Origin of the sequence: Pseudomonas sp. GCM10022186 (genome assembly GCF_042656385.1) — a bacterium.
In the GTDB taxonomy this organism is placed as follows: Bacteria; Pseudomonadota; Gammaproteobacteria; order Pseudomonadales; family Pseudomonadaceae; genus Metapseudomonas.
The window spans coordinates 1-18135 of the sequence record NZ_JBHSOU010000005.1; the positions used below are offsets into that span (position 1 = coordinate 1).

Consider the following 18135-nt stretch of genomic DNA (forward strand, 5'->3'; position numbering starts at 1 on the left):
TGTTGCTCGGCACTCTTCACCGGCACGTAGTGCATGCCGGGTCGGCTGGCCGCTTCACAGATCGCCTCGGCGTCATGCGCATCATGCTTGTCGCCTTTGACGTACGGTTTGACGAACTGCGGCGCGATCAAGCGGACCTCATGCCCCAGCTGGCGCAATTCACGGGCCCAATAGTGCGCACTGCCACAGGCCTCCATCGCCACCAGGCACGGCTCCAGCCGCCGGAAGAACTCCCGCATCTGGGCGCGCTTGAGCTGCCGGCGGCACTGCACCTGCTCGTGACTGTCGACCCCGTGAAGCTGAAAAACCTGCTTTGCCAGATCGACGCCAATACGTTTAAGTTTCATCTGGACTCCCCCTCCGGGACTGTTTGCTCGCAACCTCAGTCTGGCGCACCGACGCCGAAGGAGGGAGGAGTCCATTTCATTGCCCTACAAAGCTACAGGCCCTGTGGGGGCGAATTCATTCGCGAAAAGGGCTGCGACGCGGCCCCTGTCTTGCTTCACGCGATCACCCGCTCCCGCAAGCGCGCCAACATCCCCAGCAGGCTGCCGACCTTCTGGCTCTCGCCGGCCTCCTTCGGCGCATCGGCCACGCGCGGAACCACCTGCAAGGGTTGGGCGCGCCAGAGGAAGGACTGTTCGGCTGCGGCCTTCAGGCCCTTCTCGAACAGGCCGCGGCGAATCGGCTTGGGCAGGTAGCGGAAGATCTGCGCCTCGTTGATCAGCTTGAGCAGTGCCTGGGTGTCACGGAAGGGGGTAACCACCAGGCTCAGCAGGCGCGGGTGGGCCTGGGCCAGGGATTTCAGCAGCGGCGCCAGGTCCTCGCCGCCCAGCTTCAGGTCGCTGACCAGCAGGTCCACCGCTTCCATGTTGAGTATCACCAGGGCCTCGCTCAGGCTGTGCGCCCGCAGCAGGCGGTGGCCGCCGGCCTGGCAGAAGGCCTCGACGCAGTGCAGGGTTTCCGGGTCGTCGTCCAGCAACAGCAGGGAGAGCGGCTCGGCCAGCAGGCGGGTGGCGGCGCTGATCGGCGCGGCGGCCTGGCGCGCGGCGATCTCCGCCGCCTGGCGCAGGGTGAAGGCCATTTCCTGCGGATCCCAGGGCTTGGTCAGGTAACGGAAGATACCGCCGCTGTTCAGGGCCTCCACCGCCGCGTCCAGGTCGGAATAGCCGGTGAGCAGAATGCGCAGGCAGTCCGGGGCGGTTTCCCGCGAGCGCGCGAGCAACTCCGCGCCGCTCATCCGCGGCATGCGCTGGTCGCTGACGATGATCTGCACCGACTCTTCCTTCAGGCGCTGCAGCGCACGCAGCGGATCGCTTTCGGTGATCACCTGGTACTGGCGGCGGAACTGCAGCGCCAGGCTGCGCAGGATGCGTTCCTCGTCATCGACGAAGAGGATGCGGACGGGAGTGGTCATGGGCCTCAGGCGCTCCGTTTCAGTTCGACAGCCTGGCTGCGCGGCAGGCTGATGAGAAAGCGCGTTCCGCGCCCCGGCTCCGAGGCCACGCGAATGCTGCCGCCGTGGTCGCGGATGATCTTGTAGCTGATGGACAACCCCAGCCCGGTGCCCTCGCCCACCGGCTTGGTGGTGAAGAAGGGATCGAAGATGCGCCGCATGACCTCGGGGGGCATGCCGCGGCCGCTGTCCTGCACCGAGATGAACAGCTGCTGGTCATCGGCCCAGCTCTTGACCTGGATGCGTCCCGGCCCGTCCATGGCCTGGGCGGCGTTGGTGAACAGGTTGAGCAGTACCTGGTTGATCTGCGACGGCGCGCAGGCGATGCGCGGCAGCTCGCCGAGAGACTGGATCACCTCGGCCTTGTCCTTGATGTGGTTGCGCGCGATCAGCAGGGCGCTGCGGATACAGTCGTTGAGGTCGACTTCCTCGCTCATGGCGCGGTCCAGGCGGGCGAAGTCCTTCAGCCCGGATACCAGCTCGGTGATCTGGCCGAGGCCGTAGAGGGTGTCGCCGAACAACTGGCGCAGATCGCCGGCCAGCAACTCGGGCGCGGCCTCCTTGCGCATGCGGGCGGCGCGCTCCAGGGCGTCGGCCAGGCGTTGCTCGTCGCAGGCCGGGTCATCCAGGCAGTCGGCCAGTGCCGCCTGGCTCTCGGCGAGGGCGAACAGCGGGGCGTTCAGCTCTTCCAGCAGCTGCACATTGTTCTTCACATAGCCCAGGGGCGTATTCAACTCGTGGGCGACCCCGGCCACCATCTGGCCGAGGGATGCCATCTTCTCCGACTGCACCAGTTGCGCCTGGGATTCCTTCAGGTCCACCAGCGCCTTGCGCAGCACCAGGTTGCGCTGGGCGATGCGCAATTCCATGGCCTTCAGCAGGTCCAGCACCGTACCGAGCCCCAGGTAGCGTCCCTGCTCGTCCACCAGGATGAAATCTTCGGTAATGGGGTACTGCAATTGCGCCGTGACCCGCTTGGCCGCCAGCTCCAGGCCCGAGGCCAGGGCGACGGTGAGCGGCGCCGGGTTCATCACGTCGGCCACCGGCCGGCGACCCCAGAGGTCGCGGCCGAAACGCTGCATGAAGATGTCCTGCAAGGTATAGCGGCTGACCAGACCCAGGGGCATCCCCTGTCCATCCACCACGGGAAGGGAGAGGAAGGCCTTGTGTTCACGGGTCAGCAGGCGATCGGCCACATCACTGATGCTCATGTCCGGGGCCAGCGGCTCCACGGCCTTGAGCAGGCGAGCCAGACTGCTTTCGGCTGCCATGATCGGTACTCCGGCGACTGATGGGTGCCGCGCATTCAAGCAGCATCAGGTTGCCATCATGTGACAGGCGTCTCATCCGCGCGGGTGACATGGCGAGTCGGCGCGGAAGGGACGACACTGAATCTCGATGCCCCCCGGAGCCTAACGTCATGCCCGAAAAAACCGCCGCCCCGAAGCCCCGCTTCGGATTGCTGCTCCGCCTGCTGCGCATCCTGGCCTGGCTGCTGATCCTCATTGCGCTGGCCGGTGTGGCCCTCTACCTGGCCTTCGGCCCGGCGCGCCTGATCGACCGGCTGAAGCCGCCGCAGCCGGCGTTTCCCGAGCAGGTCACCGCGTCCCCGGACCCCGTTACCGCTGCGCCGGTGCCGGCCGCGGCGAACGCACCTGATGACACCCGGGAACTGATCGACCTGGTGATGGGTAGCGTCGAGGATATCTGGGGCGAGTTCCTTGCCCGTGGTGACTACGTCTACAGGAAACCCCGGCTGGAACTCTACGAAGGTCGGGTCGAGGCAGCCTGCAAGCAATCGGGAGCTGCCAGCGGGCCCTTCTATTGCGCTGAGGAGAAGCGCATCTACCTCGACCTCACCTACCTGGAGGAACTGCGCAAACGCGTCCCGGAGGTGGGCGACTTCGCGCTCACCTACGTGGTGGCCCACGAAGCCGCCCACCATGTGCAGAACCTGTTGGGGACCACTGCCTGGATCAAGGAATACGGCGCGCGCGGAGAAATGGCGGAAGGCCCCAAGAGCCTGGAAGAAGCCCAGGAGCTGCTGGCTGACTGCCTGGTGGGCAGTTGGGCCAGCTATGCCCAGCGCAAGTATCCGTGGTTGAAGCCCCCGGATATCGAGAAGGCGCTGAAGGCGGTCGCCGCGCTGAGCGACGAACGCACCAGACGCCAGGGCCAGCCCCCGATGCGCGACCCGCTCACCCTGGGCAGCATCCAGGCGCGCACGCGCTGGTTCATGCTGGGCGTTGAAAGCGGCGACGCCAGGGAATGCAGCCAGCTGTTCGGTGGCGTTGCGCAATAGCGCATCGCCGCAGCCCCTGTGGGCGAGTACGCCCCTACCCCGGCTGCCGTCCGCCCATCCGCGAGCTGATGGCTTCAGCCGCCTGGTGCAGGCGTTCGGCGGCGGAACCCTGGGTATCGGCGCTGAACACACTGGCCGCACCGACCACGGTGATCACCCCGGCCAGCTTGTTGCCGATGGCGAACAGCGGTGCCGAGAGGGCGTTCACCCCCGGCATCAGCAAGCCGTGCACGGGGTGCAGGCCGGTGGCGCGGATCTGTGCCATCTGCTCCTGCAGCTCGGCGGCCGGGGGCACGCCCGGCAGGGCCAGTTCCTCATCGCGCAGGAAGGCGGTTTCGGCCTCGGGCAGGTAGGTGTTGAACACCAGGCCAGTGGACGAGCCCAGTAGCGGCAGCACCGAACCCACCTGGGTCACCAGGGTCACCGCGCGCAGGGCCTGCTCCACATGGACCACGGTCGGCCCCTTGTTGCCCCATACGGCGAGGAAGCAGGTTTCGTTCAGCGCATCGCGCAATTCCACCAGATAAGGCATGGAAACCTTCACCACATCCAGCCGCCCAATGGCAGCCAAGCCCACCAGCAGCGCCTCGCGGCCGAGACCATAGTGATTGGTAGTGGCGTCCTGCTCGGCGAAGCCGCTGGCGATCAGTGCCTGGAGGTAACGGTGCACCTTGCTCGCCGGCATGCCGACGTGCTCGGCCAGCCTCGACAGCGAGGTGGCCGGCGCCAGCTCCGCCAGCCCCTTGAGGATGTCGGTGCCCACTTCCGCGGCCTGCACCTTCTGCCGCCGCGGTGCGCCCGCGCTGTCGTTCTCGCTCGTCATGTCCTGGCCTTGGTTGCTGTGCTGGGCGCTGTTATAGCTTGACCCCTTTCGGCTTTCAAATTACGTTATGCGTAATTCAATTACAAAAACAGCGAGGTCGCCATGGTCTCCCCCACGCCGCTCACTTACCAATCCGGTTTCGATAACGAGTTCAGCAGCGAAGCGCTGCCCGGCGCCCTGCCCGTCGGCCAGAACTCCCCGCAGAAAGTGCCCTACGGCCTCTATACCGAACTGCTCTCCGGCACCGCCTTCACCGTGCCGCGCAGCGAGTCCCGGCGGACCTGGATGTACCGCATCAAACCCTCGGCCCAGCATCCGCAGTACCAGCGCCTGGAACGCCAGATCGCCGGCAACCGCCTGGGCCCGGTGACCCCCAACCGCCTGCGCTGGAATCCCCAGGACATCCCCGCCGAGCGCACCGACTTCATCGACGGGCTGCTGACCATCGCCGCCACCGCGGACGCCGAGCAGGCCTCGGGGGTCAGCGTGCACCTGTTCCGCGCCAACGCCTCGATGCAGCGGGTGTTCTTCAACGCCGATGGCGAGCTGTTGATCGTTCCCGAGCAGGGCCGCCTGCGCATCGCCACCGAACTGGGCCTGCTGGACGTGGAGCCCCTGGAAATCGCGGTGATTCCGCGCGGCATGAAGTTCCGCGTCGAGCTGCTGGACGCCAGCGCGCGCGGCTATATCTGCGAGAACCACGGCGCCGCCCTGCGCCTGCCGGACCTCGGTCCCATCGGCAGCAACGGCCTGGCCAACCCGCGGGACTTCCTCGCCCCGGTGGCCCATTACGAAGACATCGATACCAAGGTGGAGCTGGTGCAGAAGTTCCTCGGCGAACTCTGGGCCACCACACTTGATCACTCGCCCCTGGACGTGGTCGCCTGGCACGGCAACAACGTGCCCTACAAGTACGACCTGCGGCGCTTCAACACCATCGGCACCGTGAGCTACGACCACCCGGACCCGTCCATCTTCACCGTGCTCACCTCACCCAGCGACACCCATGGCCAGGCCAACGTCGACTTCGTGATCTTCCCGCCACGCTGGATGGTGGCCGAGAACACCTTCCGTCCGCCGTGGTTCCACCGCAACCTGATGAACGAGTTCATGGGCCTGATCCAGGGGGCCTATGATGCCAAGGCCGAGGGTTTCTCCCCCGGCGGCGCCTCCCTGCACAACTGCATGAGCGCCCACGGCCCGGACAACGCCACCAACACCGCCGCCATCGCCGCCGATCTCAAGCCGCACAAGATCGACAACACCATGGCCTTCATGTTCGAGACCAGCCGTGTGCTGCGCCCCAGCCAGTACGCGCTGGAATGTCCGCAGCTGCAGAGCGACTACGATGCATGCTGGGCCGGCATGGCCAAGACATTCGACAAGGGCAGGATCTGACATGACCCAACCAGACAATCGCCGTAGCTGGATCGCTTCCGCCAACGGCCACCCCGACTTCCCCCTGCAGAACCTCCCGCTGGGCATCTTCAGCCCGGCCGGCGCCTCGCCGCGCGGCGGCGTGGCCATCGGCGACGCCATCTTCGACCTCAAGGTGGCCGCCGACGCCGAACTGTTCAGCGGTGAAGCGAGCGACGCCGCCCGCTCCGTCTGCAGCGACAACCTGAACGCCTTCTTCGCCCTGGGCGCCTCCGCCCGCCGAGCCCTGCGCGCCCAGCTGCAGGAGCTGCTGGCCGAAGGCAGCCACGCCCAGGCACGTCTGGAGGCCATGGGCCAGGCCCTGCTGCCGGCCGCCGCCACCTGCCAGCTGCACCTGCCGGCCAAGGTGGGCGACTACACCGACTTCTACGTGGGCATCCACCACGCCAACAACGTCGGCCGCCTGTTCCGCCCGGACAACCCGCTGCTGCCCAACTACAAGTACGTGCCCATCGGCTACCACGGCCGCGCGTCCACCGTCTGCGTCTCCGGCACGCCGGTGCGCCGCCCCCTCGGCCAGACCATGCCGCCGGGCCAGGAAGTGCCGAACTTCGGCCCCAGCAAGCGCCTGGACTACGAACTGGAACTGGGCATCTGGATCGGCCAGGGCAACGAGATGGGCGAGTCCATCGCCATCGGCCGGGCCCAGGACCATATCGCCGGCTACTGCCTGCTCAACGACTGGTCCGCCCGTGACGTGCAGGCCTGGGAATACCAGCCGCTCGGCCCCTTCCTGGCGAAGAACTTCGGCACCACGGTTTCGCCCTGGGTGGTCACGGCCGAGGCCCTGGAACCCTTCCGCGCCGCCCAGCCGGCGCGCCCGGAAGGCGATCCGCAGCCCCTGCCCTACCTGCTGGACGAAGCCGACCAGGCCAATGGCGCCTTCGATATCGAACTGGAAGTGCTGATCCTCACCGCCGCCATGCGCGAACAGGGGCTGGCGCCCCAACGCCTGGCGCTGAGCAATACCCTGAACATGTACTGGACCGTGGCGCAGATGGTGGCCCACCACAGCGTCGGTGGCTGCAAGCTGCAGGCCGGCGACCTGTTCGGTTCCGGCACCCTCTCGGGTCCGCAACCGGAGGCCTTCGGCAGCCTGCTGGAAAGCACCTTCGGCGGCAAGCAGCCCATCAGCCTGCCGAACGGCGAGCGGCGCACCTTCCTCGAGGACGGGGATGAAGTGATCCTGCGCGCCCGTTGCCAGCGGGAGGGCTACCCCAGCATCGGCTTCGGCGAATGCCGTGGGGTGTTGCTGGCGGCGCGTTGAGGTAAGAGTGGGGGCAACCATCAGGTTGCCCCCGGTCGTTTCTAGCGGTCGTTTCTAGCGGTCGTTCTTGCTGTCGTTCTTGCTCGAGGAGACGCCCGCCTTGCCCAGGCCATCGGAGTTGTGGTCGCCCGGGGTGGTATCGGCGACGGCACGGGCATTGGCCAGGCCACGGCTGTCCTTGTCACGGGCGACGGCCGAAGTGGCGTAGCCGTGACCGTTGTCGTCGTTGCGCAGGCTGCCATAGCGGTTGCCCTTGTCCTCGCCATTGCGGGTGGCCTTGCCGGTATGGTCGGCGTCGCGGCCGTAGCTGTTGCCCTTGCCGGTATGTCCGCCGTCACGGCCATAGCCATTACCCTTGCCATCGTGGCTGCCGGCATGGCCGCCGCCGTAGCCGCCACCAAAACCGCCGCCATGGCCACCGCCGTGACCGCCACCGCCGCCGGCACCACCGCCACCACCGCCGCCGCCATTGCCGCGGGCATAGGCGGAGTCGACCAGGGATGCACCGCCCGGGAGGACGGTTCCCGCCGCGAAGACCATCGCACAGGTGGCCGCGGCCAACAGGGTTTTCTTATTGATCAATTTGGAGCCTCCACAGGCTTGTTTCACGATTAGCCGTGAGACTCTCGCCGCCGACGCCGGTTCAGTGCCGGAGACGAGCGGACAGCTTTAGACGACGCCTGGTTCGATTTTTTTGAATGCGATCATGTTTCGATCCCATCCGACCCGTCGTTTTTTCTGCGATAGTTGCCGCGTTACCCCCGCGTTTCGCAGTCGATCGGCAAGGGAAACAATCCCTCACGGAGGCCAAGGACATGACCAGAACCCGTACCCTCATCGCAGCATTCACCAGCCTCGCCCTCGTGACGGGCTCGCCGGCCCTGCTGGCCGACCCCGGCAAGAACAAGGGCCATGGCAACTCTGCCCAGCACGGCAACGCCGGCGACCAGGGTGGCCAGGGCAGCAACTGGTCCGCTAGCGGTCCGCAGGTGGATATCGGCGGCATCCGCATCATCCTCGGCGACAACCGCGAATACTGGGGCCCTGCGCAGGCGCTGCCCCCGGGCATCCAGAAGAACCTGGCGCGCGGCAAGCCGCTGCCGCCAGGCATCGCCAAGAAGCTCGACGGACGCCTGGTCAGCCGCCTGCCCCACTACGAAGGCTACGACTGGGTGCGCGCCGGCACCGACCTGATCCTGGTGGCCGTGGCCACCGGCATCATCTACGAAGTGCTGCAGGATGTGATGGACTGAAGGGCCGCCACCCTCTCCCCCGTCCCCTCTCCCTGAAGAGGAGAGGGGTGACTCGTGCCTGACGGTGGCGTGATCGCCGGAAACTCGGCGTGATACCAGGCACCCTGTTTGACCTGGCACGGAATCGCTCCCCTCTCCCTTCAGGGAGAGGGGTTGGGGGAGAGGGAAACTCCCCGCTCACACCCGCTTGTTAAGCACCCGCGCTAGCCTGTCCCCACCGAACTGGATCAGGGTCACCAGCACCACCAGCAGGATGATCACCGTCAGCATGATCTGGGTATCGAAGCGCTGGTAGCCGTAGCGGTACGCCAGGTCGCCCAAGCCGCCGGCACCGATGGCGCCGGCCATGGCCGAGGAGTTGATCATGGTCACCAGGGTGATGGTGAACCCCCCGACGATCCCTGGCCGCGCCTCCGGCAGCAGCACGTTCCAGATGATGTGGCGGCGCTGGCAGCCCATGGCCTGGGCCGCCTCCACAAGGCCGAAATCCACCTCACGCAGGCTCACTTCGGCGATGCGCGCGAAGAACGGCGTGGCGGCGATGGTCAGCGGCACCACGGCGGCCCAGACGCCATAACTGGTGCCGACGATCAGCCGGGTGAAGGGGATCAGCGCCACCATCAGGATCAGGAAGGGAATCGAGCGCAGCACGTTCACCACGCTGCCCAGGGCGCGATTCAGCGCACGGGCCTCGAAGATGCCGCCGGGGCCGGTGGTGACCAGCACCAGCGCCAGCGGAATCCCCACCAGGAAGACGATCAGCGAGGACACCCCGATCATCAACAGGGTGTCGAGGATGCCCTGCAGCAGGCGGTCAAGCATGGGCGACATAGCCGAGCACCTCCGCCTTGTCCGCCAGCGGCCGAGCCCGCTCCAGCAATTCCAGGCCACCCTGTCCCGCCAGCGCGGCGCTGAGCAGCAGGTGGCCCTGGGCGCGGCCCTGGATGCGGTCGATGCCGCCGTGCACCAGGCTCACCCGCGTACCCAGGGCCTGGGCGATGGCCAGCAGGTCCGGCTCGCGGCCGCTGGCGCCGGTGAAGTGCAGGTCCAGCAGCAGCTCGTTGGCACCGGCCTGTGGCTGGTTGACCAGGCGCGCCAGCAGATCGTCCGGCAGGTCATGGCGCAGGGTGCCCAGCAGGGTGCGGGTGACCTCGTGCCGCGGGTCGCCGAACACCCGCCAGACCTCGCCCTGCTCCACCACCTGGCCGCGCTCCAGCACCACCACGCGGTCGCAGATTTCGCGGATCACGCCCATCTCGTGGGTGATCAGGACGATGGTCAGGCCGAGGCGCCGGTTGATGTCCCGCAGCAGCGCGAGGATGGCCTGGGTGCTTTCCGGGTCCAGGGCCGAGGTGGCCTCGTCGCAGAGCAGTATTTCCGGCTGGTGCACCAGCGCGCGGGCGATGCCGACGCGCTGTTTCTGCCCGCCGGAGAGCTGCGCCGGGTAGGCGTCACGTTTTTCCGAAAGCCCTACCAGGGCCAGTAACTCGGCGACCTTGCGCTCGATCTCGGCCTTGGGTACGCCGGCCACCTTCAGCGGCAGGGCGACGTTCTGCCAGACCGTCTTGGCCGACATCAGGTTGAAGTGCTGGAAGATCATGCCGACCCGGCGACGCAGCAGCACCAGTTGCTTGTCGTCGAAGGCGCCGATGTCTTTCTCGTCTATCACCACCTGCCCGGCACTGGGCTTCTCCAGGCGGTTGAGGGTGCGGATCAGCGACGACTTGCCGGCGCCGCTGCGGCCAATGATGCCGAACACCTCGCCCCGGCGGATCTCCAGGTCGATGCCCTGCAGCGCCTGCACCGGTCCCTTGCTGCCCTGGTAGGCCTTGCCCAGCCCCTGCAGGCGGATATGCGGCAGGTCCAGGCTGATGTTGCGGTTGAAACTGACCATGTAGGGCCTCTCGATAGTTGTGACACCGATCTCTGTAGGGGCGAATTCATTCGCCAAGCAGGCCGAAGGTCTGCCCTTCCAGGCCGCGGGGGCAGCGTTGCCGCCCTTGGCGAATGAATTCGCCCCTACAAAAAGCAGGCTTCGCCTGCTTATTCCCAACCCGGCTGGTAAAGCTTGCCGTGAGCCTTGTCGAGGGCCGCGCGGACCTGCGGCGCGTGCTGGTAGATGTCCACGAATTTCGCCAGGCGGCCGTCGTCCTGGTAATCGGCACGGGTGACGAACTGGATGATGTATTCCTTGTTCTCGATGCCGTCGAACAGCAGCGCGCTGTTCGGGTCCAGGGTGCCGGCCAGGCGGAGGTAGTGCGGGTAGCCCTGGGCCAGGTCGACGTCATCCAGGGCGCGTACCAGCTGCACGGCTTCCAGCTCGATGATCTCGATGCGCTTGGGGTTCTCGACGATGTCGTCCAGGGTGGCCTTGTAGCCGACGCCGTCCTTGAGCTTCAGCAGCCCGGCCTTCTGCAGCAGCTGCAGGCCACGGCCGCCGTTGATGGGGTCGTTGGCGATGGCCACCTTGGCGCCTGCCGGCAGATCGGCGATGGCTTTGTACTTCTTCGAGTAGAGGCCGACGTTGTTGATCACGCCGGGGGCGAAGGGCTTGAGCTGGAAGCCGCCTTCCTTGCGGGCGTTCTCCAGGAAGGGGGTGTGCTGGAAGTAGTTCACGTCGATGTCGCCGGCGGCCAGGGTGATGTTCGGCGAGTTCCAGTCGGTGAATTCCACCAGCTCGACCTTCAGGCCCTGCTTCGCGGCCTCCTCCACCGCCACTTCCAGCGGCGGGGCGAAGGCGGCGGTGGTGCCGACCTTGAGGACGGTGGAATCGGCGGCATGGGCCAGGCCGGTGGCCAGCAGCAGGCCGAGGGTGAGGGATTTGAGGATGTGCTTGGGCATGGGTGTGGTCCTTTGGAATGTCTTGATGGGAATCAGCTTGTAGGGGCGAATTCATTCGCCAAGGAGCGCGCAGCGCTCCCGGGGTCCTCGAAGGACAGGCCCTCGGCCTGCTTGGCGAATGAATTCGCCCCTACGGAGGAAATTCGCCCCACGGAAGCGCCGCGATGGTCGGCGGGCAACCGGTCCCCGGCGCCGAACAGCTTGTGGCGCAGGGTGCCCTCGGCATACGCGGTCTTGTAGGCGCCGCGCGCCTGCAGTTCCGGCACCACCAGGGCGATGAAGTCGGCGTAGCTTTCCGGGGTGACGATGCGGGTCAGGTTGAAGCCGTCCAGGCCGGTCTCGTCGATCCAGGCCAGCAGCTCATCGGCCACTTGGCTGGGCGAGCCCACCAGCAGGATGTAGCGCCCGCCCAGGGCGTGCTGGCGCAGCAGGTCGCGGCGGGTCAGGCTGTTGTCCCTGAGCTTGCTGGCGGCGGACTCGATGGCATTGGTCTTCGCGTAGGGGATCGGCTCGTCCTGGCCATAGCGGGAGAAGTCGATGCCGGTGGAGCTGGCGAAGTGCGCCACGCCCGCCTCGGCGCTGGCATGGGCCAGGTACTCGGCATGTTTCGCCCGCGCCTCTGCCTCGGTGGGCGCGACGATGACGCTGATACCCATGAACACCTTCACCGACTGCGGATCGCGGCCGGCGGCCCCAGCTGCGGCGCGCACCTTGTCCACCTGGGCGCGGGTGGCGGCCTTGTCGTTGCCGCTGATGAACACGCACTCGGCGTGCTCGCCGGCGAAGCGCAGTCCGCGCGCCGAGGCGCCGGCCTGGAACAGCACCGGGGTGCGCTGGGGCGAGGGTTCGCAGAGGTGGTAGCCCTCGACGTCGAAGAACTCGCCGTGGTGACTGACCTTGTGCACCTTCTCCGGCTGGGCGTAGATGCGCCGCTGGCGGTCGTTGAGCACCGCGCCCTCTTCCCAGCTGCCCTGCCAGAGCTTGTAGAGCACCTCCAGGTATTCGTCGGCCTGGTCGTAGCGGCGGTCGTGTTCCACCTGCTGCGTGAGGCCCATGGCGCGGGCGGCGCTTTCCAGGTAGCCGGTGACGATGTTCCAGCCCACCCGGCCCTCGGTGAGGTGGTCCAGCGTGGACATGCGCCGGGCGAACAGGTACGGCGCGTCGTAGCTCAGGTTGGCGGTGAGGCCGAAGCCCAGGTGCCGCGTCGCCCCGGCCATGGCGGAGACCAGCAGCAGCGGGTCGTTCACCGGCAGCTGGATGCTTTCCTTCAGGGTCAGGTCGACGTTGCCCTGGTAGACGTCGTAGACGCCGACTATGTCCGCCAGGAACAGCCCGTCGAACAGGCCGCGCTCCAGCAATTGCGCCAGCTCGGTCCAGTGGGACAGCTTGCGGTAGTCGGCCGAGCGGTCCCGTGGATGGGTCCAGAGCCCGTGGTTGATGTGCCCCACGCAGTTCATGTTGAAGGCGTTGAGGAGGATCTGCTTGCGCGCCATCAGATCGTCCCCCGGCGCGGCGGCAGTTGCCCATTGAGATAGAAGTTGCCCACCGCGTGGTACTTCCAGCGCACCGGGTCGTGCAGGGTGTGCACCCGGGCATTGCGCCAGTGGCGGTCGAGGTTGTGCTCGGCCAGGCTGGCGCGGGTGCCGGCGAGCTCGAACAGCTTGCTGCCGGCCGCCAGGGATACTTCGGTGGTCAGGGCGCGGGCCTCGGCGACGCCGAGGGAGGCGGCGGCCACGGATTCGGCATTCGGCTCGGCGGTGGCGGCGTCCAGCAGGCGCCCGGCGCGGTCGAGGATGGCCTCGGCGGCGTGCAGGCGGATCGCCAGGCGGCCGAATTCCTGGATGGTCAGCGGGTCGTCGCTGGCCTTGTCCACGCCCGAGTCGATCCACGGCCGCGAGCGGCTGCGGACGAACGCCAGGGCGTCCTCATAGGCGGCGCGGGCGATGCCGGCGTCGATGGCGGCGTGGAGGACCTGGGCGAAGGGGCCGACCGTGGTCGGGCGCTCGAAGGCGGCCTGGAAGGACACCAGGTCCTCGGCGGCCACCGGCACGTCGTCGAATACCACCGAGCCGCTGCCGGTGGTGCGCTGGCCGAAGCCGGACCAGTCGTCGATCACCGTCAGGCCAGGGGCGTTGCGCTCGGCGAAGGCCAGGTACTGGTGGCCATCCTCGGCCACCACCAGTGTGGGCACGCGGTGGGCGTAGAGGGCGCCGGTGCAATAGAACTTGCGCCCCTGGATGCGGTAGCCGGCGCCGTCCTTCACCAACCTGGTGGTGCGGTCGTTGGCGGTGCGCGTGCCGATCTCGGCCAGGGCGTTGCCGAAGCGCTGGCCGGCCAGGGCGGCGGCGAACAGGCGGCGCTGCTGCTCCGGCGTGCCGTTCACCCGCAGCACTTCCAGGGCGTAGAAATGGTTCTGCGGAATCTGCCCCAGGGAGGCGTCCGCCGCGCTGATGATGGCGATCACCCGCGCCAGGGTGACCCGGGAAACCCCGGCGCCGCCGTATTCGCGGGGCACGCCGATGCCCCACAGGCCGGAGCGGCTGAACAGTTCCAGTTCATCGAAAGGCAGGCGCCGCTCGCGGTCGCGCTCGGCGGCGCCCGGTTCGAACACCGCGGCGATGCGGCGGGCCACTTCGAGGGCTTCGGCGTCGTCGCGAATGATGGCCACGGCATCGGTGGGTTGCGGATGGACGATGGTCATGGCGGTCCTCAGATCCAGGAGTGGCGCGCCGGGAAGGCGCCATTCAGGTGGTAGTTGCCGACGGCCTGGACCTTCCAGCGCACCGGGTCGTGCAGGGTGTGCACGCGGGCGTTGCGCCAGTGGCGGTCGAGGTTGAATTCGGCGAGGGTGGCGCGGCTGCCGGCCAGCTCGAAGAGCTTTTCGCTGGCCAGCAGGCTGACTTCGGTGGTCAGCACCTTGGCCTCGGCCACGGCGATGGAGGCGCGGGCGGCGGATTCGGCGTCGATGGGCGCGGCGGCCACTTCGTCCAGCACCTGGCCGGCGCGCTCCAGCAAGGCGTTGGCGGCATGCAGCTCGACCTTCAGGCGGCCGATCTCGGCAATGCTGTAGAGCTCCTCGCTGGCGCGCTCGACGCCGGCGTCCACCCAGGGCCGCGCACGCTCACGGACGAAGGCGATGGCGTCGTCGATGGCGGCCTCGGCGATACCGGCATCGATGGCCGCCTGGATCAGCTGCGACAGCGCGCCCTGGATGCTCGGCACCTCGGCCAGGCGGCTGTTGTGGAACACCAGATCAAAGGCCACCGGCGCCTGGTCCAGCAGCACGGTGCCGCTGGCGGTGGTGCGCTGGCCGAAGCCGGACCAGTCGTCGACTATGGCGAGGCCCGGAACGCCGCGCTCCACCAGGCCGAGCACGCCGATGCCGTCGTCATCGATGGCCTTGACCGCCACCCAGTGAGCGAACAGCGCGCCGGTGGAATAGAACTTCTCGCCGGACACCTTCAGGCCCTGGTCGCTGCGGGTTATACGCGCCTTGATCTCCAGGGTGTGCTTCGTATTGCGCTCCGGCCCGGCATTGGCCAGGCGGCGGCCCGCGAGGATGCCGGCGAAGACTCTGCGCTTCTGGTCCTCGCTGCCGACGTTCTCCACCACGCTGAGCAGGCCGAACTGGTTCTGCGGGATCTGCCCCAGGGCCGGGTCGGCGGCGCAGATGATGCGGAAGACTTCCGCCAGGGTGGCGTGGGAAACCTCGGCGCCGCCGTAGGCGCGGGGGATGCGGATGCCACCCAGCCCCAGGCGGGTGAAATGTTCCAGTTCGCGCCAGGGCAGCTCGCGTTCGCGGTCCCGCCTGGCGGCCTCGATCCTGGCCAGCTTCGCCACCTCGTGAGCGGCTTGCAGGGCCTGTGCGTCGTTTTCGATCAGCGCCGCCGGGAGCAGTGGCGGGGCCTGGTCACGAAATGCGTTGTGGGCATTTGAGTGAGTCATGGGGCAGGTTCTCTTCCCTTGCTGTTTCGCCACGGACAGTCGCGGCCTGACTTGCAGAGAGAGCTAGCAGCACCCGTGCCAACTAGATTTATTGTTTAAATTCAATTAGTTACGATTTTTCATCAACAGTTGCATCTGGATGAAGCAGACAACTTGCTGGTCAGCTGCTGCTGGAGCAACACTTGGCTTCAAGGGTCAATCCATCATTTTTTCTGCACTTATCAAGCAATAACATTCATTAGCCTTCTATTTTTTCGCCCCTTAGCATGCCCCCATCTACGACGCCCGGCCCGGCCGAGCCCTGCCCAGGCAGGTCTCCCGAGGAACCAGGCGCGAGAAAAAGACGTTTCCATATCCAAGGATGGAGCCCCCACTTCGGTGGGATTGAGGGGCCTTCGCGGCCTCTCCCTTTACTAACTGCCCAGTGCCCTGCCCATGCCCCAGAACCCACTGCGTCTCTGGCTGCAACGCCTGCTGCCGGACGCCAGCAACGCCCCTCCCAGGGAGTGGCTGCGTGCCGCCATCGGCGGCTGCATCGCCGTTTCCCTGGCTACCTTCATCTGTTCCCGGCTGTTCGGCGCCGATCTCGCGTTGCGCCTGGCCGCGCCCTTCTGCGCCTCGTCCGTGCTGATCTTCGCCCTGGCCTCCAGCCCGGTGGCCCAGCCCTGGTCGGTGGTGGGCGGCAATGTGCTGGCGGCTGCCGTCGGCCTGCTGGTGGGGCACTGGGTGGAGCAGCCGCTGCTGGCCCCCGCGCTGGCCTTCGGCTTCAGCCTGGTGGGCATGCAGGCGCTGCGTTGCCTGCACCCGCCGAGCTGCGCCGTGGCCCTGGTCGCGGCCCTGAGCGGGCACTTCCTCGCGGGACCGGCCTGGCACCTGCTGCTCCTGGTACTGCTGGGCTCACTGCTGCTGGTGGTCACCGCCCTGCTGTTCCACAACCTCTGCGGCACGCCCTATCCGCGCAAGATCGCCCATCCCGCCAGCGGCCCGCACCTGACCGCAGACCCGCTGCCCGGAGAGCGCAACGGCTTCGCCGAGGTGGACCTGGACCGCGCCCTGGCGGAGTTCGGCAGCGTCGTCGACGTGACCCGCGACGATCTCCAGCGCCTGCTCCAGCTCACCGAAAAGCACGCCCTGCGCCGCACCATGGGCGATCTGCGGGCGGCCCGGATCATGTCCCGCGACCTGCGCACCGTCACGCCCGAGACCCCGGTGAGCGAGGCGTGGCGACTGCTCGACCGCCATCATCTGAAAGCCTTGCCGGTGCTGGACGACAAGCAGCGGCTGGTGGGCATCCTCACCCTCGTGGACCTGATCGGCCACGCCGCCAGTACCGCGCCACGCGGCCTGGCCGAACGCTTCCGCGCCCGCCGCGAGGCGCCCGTGTCACGGCTGATGACCCGCCCGGTGCGCTGCGTGACCGTGGATACGCCCGTGGTGGAACTGGTGTCGCTGCTCTCCGACCAGGGCCTGCATTGCCTGCCGGTGCTGGGCGACGGCGGCCGCGTGGTGGGTATCGTCAGCCAGAGCGACCTGATCGCCGCGCTCTACCGCAACTGGTTGCAGGACCTGCACCAGCCGCCGGCGTTGCAGCTGGCGAGCTGATCGCAGGGTGCGCTGCGCGCACCGGAATCCCTGTGCGACGCCCCGGTGCGCACGGCGCACCCTACGCATCGGCCCTCATGTAGGGGGATAGCGCTTTTCTATCCACCTCGCAGTCAGATCGGGTCCCAGCGCCGGGACCAGTCGATATCCTCGGCCGCCACTTCGCGCAGCAGCTCGATGGCCTGGCGCAGGGCCGGGGAGTCCTTCTCGCGGGAATAGACCAGGTAGGTGGGATAGGTGAATTCCGGCGCCTTCTCCACCCGTTCCAGCTCGCCGCTTTCCAGGTGCCCCTGCACCACGCGGGTCCGGAAGTAACCGGAGCCGCCGCATTGCAGGATGTAGTGCAGGGCCAGCGGCCCGAGGTTGGTGGCCAGCACGGCGCTGGCCTTCTCGGGTAGCGCGGCGTCGTGGCGCTGGCGGAATTCCGGGCCCCAGTCGTTGTAGATGTAGGGCTCGGGATTGGCCGTCGAACGCACCTGGATCAACTTCTCCTCCAACAGCAACTCCACCTGCAGGCCCGGCCAGTAGTCGGGACGATAGACCAGGGCGGCATCCAGCAGGCCGTTCTGCAGCTGCTGCTGCAGGTAGCCCGCCTCGCCGACCTCGGCACGCACCGCATGGGAGGGCATGCGCTCGCGCAGGCGAATCACCCAGCTGAGCACCAGCGGGCTGCACAGGCTGGTCTCGCCGCCCAGGTTGAGCACGTCGCGATAGCCCTCGGGCAGCGGCAGGTCGCGCCGCGCGGCCTCCCAGGTCTGCACCAGCTGGTTGGCATAGGCGACGAACACCTCGCCGTCGGCGGTCAGCCGCGCACCGGCGCGATTGCGTACGAAGAGCCGGCAGTCGAGCTGCTGTTCGAGGTTCTGCACCCGCGCGGTGATGGTGGTCTGGGTGACGTGCAGGCGCTCGGCCGCAGCGACGAAGCTGCCGCTGCGGACGATCTCCAGGAAGGTACGCGCCAGGTCGATGTCCATGGACGTGCTCGATGGGGAACGGAAAGGCCGATTCTAGCCGGCCCGGCTCCGCCTGTGGCGCGCAATCCCGTAGGGTGCGCCGCGCGCACCGAGTTCAGCTCGGCGTCATGGCCACGCCATCGGTGCGCATGGTGTTCAGCCGGGGGACATAGGTAACGGGTGTCGGGAGACATGGGTAACGCATCTAGGCTTGCGGAATCCTTCGAAGCGGGAGTTCGAGCGATGCCGTGGCAGG

General features: G+C 67.4%; 17 protein-coding genes. 5 read left to right on the forward strand and 12 right to left on the reverse strand.

The genetic code is table 11. The features are described 5' to 3' along the window. From ACFPU0_RS03875 to ACFPU0_RS03885, 3 genes are all read right to left on the reverse strand, one after another. On the reverse strand, positions 1-347 hold a 347-nt coding region (locus tag ACFPU0_RS03875; protein WP_377691470.1), incomplete at its 3' end, for an IS110 family transposase. Between the two features lie 155 nt (positions 348-502). After that, positions 503-1417 carry a response regulator gene (locus ACFPU0_RS03880; protein ID WP_377691471.1) on the reverse strand — a complete coding sequence of 305 codons (915 nt, stop codon included), beginning with the start codon at positions 1415-1417 and terminating at the stop codon, positions 503-505. Between the two features lie 5 nt (positions 1418-1422). Further along, positions 1423-2727, reverse strand: coding sequence for an ATP-binding protein (locus ACFPU0_RS03885; RefSeq protein WP_377691472.1), 1305 nt, complete (start codon positions 2725-2727; stop codon positions 1423-1425). 149 nt (positions 2728-2876) lie between these two features. Here ACFPU0_RS03885 and ACFPU0_RS03890 point away from each other — a divergent pair, with 149 nt between their 5' ends. Beyond that, complete coding sequence (locus tag ACFPU0_RS03890) at positions 2877-3758, forward strand: neutral zinc metallopeptidase (RefSeq protein WP_377691473.1); 882 nt, start codon at positions 2877-2879, stop codon at positions 3756-3758. Between the two features lie 34 nt (positions 3759-3792). Here ACFPU0_RS03890 and ACFPU0_RS03895 read toward each other — a convergent pair whose 3' ends face one another. Beyond that, positions 3793-4581: an IclR family transcriptional regulator gene (locus ACFPU0_RS03895; protein ID WP_377691474.1), complete on the reverse strand. Its 789-nt coding sequence runs from the start codon at positions 4579-4581 to the stop codon at positions 3793-3795. A 102-nt stretch (positions 4582-4683) separates the two neighbouring features. On the opposite strand from ACFPU0_RS03895, the gene hmgA reads away from it, so the two are divergent. Together hmgA and fahA are read left to right on the forward strand one after the other, a co-directional pair. Further along, a complete protein-coding gene (hmgA, locus tag ACFPU0_RS03900) occupies positions 4684-5979 on the forward strand; it encodes a homogentisate 1,2-dioxygenase (protein WP_377691475.1) in 1296 nt (431 codons plus the stop codon). 1 nt (position 5980) lies between these two features. After that, positions 5981-7285 (forward strand): fumarylacetoacetase, encoded by a 1305-nt coding sequence (fahA, locus tag ACFPU0_RS03905; RefSeq protein ID WP_377691476.1) that lies wholly within the window; start codon positions 5981-5983, stop codon positions 7283-7285. 54 nt (positions 7286-7339) lie between these two features. Here the strand turns inward: fahA and ACFPU0_RS03910 are convergent, their stop codons facing one another. After that, complete coding sequence (locus tag ACFPU0_RS03910; RefSeq protein WP_377691477.1) at positions 7340-7867, reverse strand: hypothetical protein; 528 nt, start codon at positions 7865-7867, stop codon at positions 7340-7342. A gap of 233 nt (positions 7868-8100) precedes the next feature. On the opposite strand from ACFPU0_RS03910, the gene ACFPU0_RS03915 reads away from it, so the two are divergent. Next, complete coding sequence (locus ACFPU0_RS03915; protein WP_377691478.1) at positions 8101-8538, forward strand: anti-virulence regulator CigR family protein; 438 nt, start codon at positions 8101-8103, stop codon at positions 8536-8538. A 177-nt stretch (positions 8539-8715) separates the two neighbouring features. Here ACFPU0_RS03915 and ACFPU0_RS03920 read toward each other — a convergent pair whose 3' ends face one another. From ACFPU0_RS03920 to ACFPU0_RS03945, 6 genes are all read right to left on the reverse strand, one after another. Continuing rightward, on the reverse strand, positions 8716-9369 hold the full coding sequence (locus ACFPU0_RS03920; protein ID WP_377691479.1) for a methionine ABC transporter permease: 654 nt from the start codon (positions 9367-9369) through the stop codon (positions 8716-8718). Then, on the reverse strand, positions 9353-10432 hold the full coding sequence (locus tag ACFPU0_RS03925) for a methionine ABC transporter ATP-binding protein (RefSeq protein WP_377691480.1): 1080 nt from the start codon (positions 10430-10432) through the stop codon (positions 9353-9355). The genes ACFPU0_RS03920 and ACFPU0_RS03925 overlap by 17 nt, the downstream gene beginning before the upstream one ends. A gap of 149 nt (positions 10433-10581) precedes the next feature. After that, entirely contained in the window at positions 10582-11379 is a 798-nt protein-coding gene (locus ACFPU0_RS03930) for a MetQ/NlpA family ABC transporter substrate-binding protein (RefSeq protein ID WP_377691481.1), read from the reverse strand. Positions 11380-11411: 32 nt separating this feature from the next. Then, on the reverse strand, positions 11412-12872 hold the full coding sequence (locus tag ACFPU0_RS03935) for an LLM class flavin-dependent oxidoreductase (protein ID WP_377691482.1): 1461 nt from the start codon (positions 12870-12872) through the stop codon (positions 11412-11414). After that, positions 12872-14080 carry an SfnB family sulfur acquisition oxidoreductase gene (locus tag ACFPU0_RS03940; protein WP_377691483.1) on the reverse strand — a complete coding sequence of 403 codons (1209 nt, stop codon included), beginning with the start codon at positions 14078-14080 and terminating at the stop codon, positions 12872-12874. Before ACFPU0_RS03940 ends, ACFPU0_RS03935 begins: the two co-directional genes overlap by 1 nt. Positions 14081-14088: 8 nt before the next feature. Then, positions 14089-15324, reverse strand: a complete 1236-nt coding sequence (locus tag ACFPU0_RS03945) for an SfnB family sulfur acquisition oxidoreductase (protein WP_377691484.1) — start codon at positions 15322-15324, stop codon at positions 14089-14091. Positions 15325-15759: 435 nt separating this feature from the next. On the opposite strand from ACFPU0_RS03945, the gene ACFPU0_RS03950 reads away from it, so the two are divergent. Beyond that, entirely contained in the window at positions 15760-16926 is a 1167-nt protein-coding gene (locus ACFPU0_RS03950) for an HPP family protein (protein ID WP_377691485.1), read from the forward strand. Positions 16927-17039: 113 nt separating this feature from the next. Here ACFPU0_RS03950 and ACFPU0_RS03955 read toward each other — a convergent pair whose 3' ends face one another. Next, positions 17040-17900: a LysR family transcriptional regulator gene (locus ACFPU0_RS03955; RefSeq protein ID WP_377691486.1), complete on the reverse strand. Its 861-nt coding sequence runs from the start codon at positions 17898-17900 to the stop codon at positions 17040-17042. Between the last annotated feature and the right edge of the window lie 235 nt (positions 17901-18135).

Excerpts from the sequence above, each read along its gene's own strand:
- ACFPU0_RS03880 (WP_377691471.1), bottom strand. The coding sequence starts at position 1,417 with ATGACCACTCCCGTCCGCATCCTCTTCGTCGATGACGAGGAACGCATC.
- ACFPU0_RS03885 (WP_377691472.1), bottom strand. The coding sequence starts at position 2,727 with ATGGCAGCCGAAAGCAGTCTGGCTCGCCTGCTCAAGGCCGTGGAGCCG.
- ACFPU0_RS03890 (WP_377691473.1), top strand. The coding sequence starts at position 2,877 with ATGCCCGAAAAAACCGCCGCCCCGAAGCCCCGCTTCGGATTGCTGCTC.
- ACFPU0_RS03895 (WP_377691474.1), bottom strand. The coding sequence starts at position 4,581 with ATGACGAGCGAGAACGACAGCGCGGGCGCACCGCGGCGGCAGAAGGTG.
- hmgA (WP_377691475.1), top strand. The coding sequence starts at position 4,684 with ATGGTCTCCCCCACGCCGCTCACTTACCAATCCGGTTTCGATAACGAG.
- fahA (WP_377691476.1), top strand. The coding sequence starts at position 5,981 with ATGACCCAACCAGACAATCGCCGTAGCTGGATCGCTTCCGCCAACGGC.
- ACFPU0_RS03915 (WP_377691478.1), top strand. The coding sequence starts at position 8,101 with ATGACCAGAACCCGTACCCTCATCGCAGCATTCACCAGCCTCGCCCTC.
- ACFPU0_RS03920 (WP_377691479.1), bottom strand. The coding sequence starts at position 9,369 with ATGTCGCCCATGCTTGACCGCCTGCTGCAGGGCATCCTCGACACCCTG.
- ACFPU0_RS03925 (WP_377691480.1), bottom strand. The coding sequence starts at position 10,432 with ATGGTCAGTTTCAACCGCAACATCAGCCTGGACCTGCCGCATATCCGC.
- ACFPU0_RS03930 (WP_377691481.1), bottom strand. The coding sequence starts at position 11,379 with ATGCCCAAGCACATCCTCAAATCCCTCACCCTCGGCCTGCTGCTGGCC.
- ACFPU0_RS03935 (WP_377691482.1), bottom strand. The coding sequence starts at position 12,872 with ATGGCGCGCAAGCAGATCCTCCTCAACGCCTTCAACATGAACTGCGTG.
- ACFPU0_RS03940 (WP_377691483.1), bottom strand. The coding sequence starts at position 14,080 with ATGACCATCGTCCATCCGCAACCCACCGATGCCGTGGCCATCATTCGC.
- ACFPU0_RS03945 (WP_377691484.1), bottom strand. The coding sequence starts at position 15,324 with ATGACTCACTCAAATGCCCACAACGCATTTCGTGACCAGGCCCCGCCA.
- ACFPU0_RS03950 (WP_377691485.1), top strand. The coding sequence starts at position 15,760 with ATGCCCCAGAACCCACTGCGTCTCTGGCTGCAACGCCTGCTGCCGGAC.
- ACFPU0_RS03955 (WP_377691486.1), bottom strand. The coding sequence starts at position 17,900 with ATGGACATCGACCTGGCGCGTACCTTCCTGGAGATCGTCCGCAGCGGC.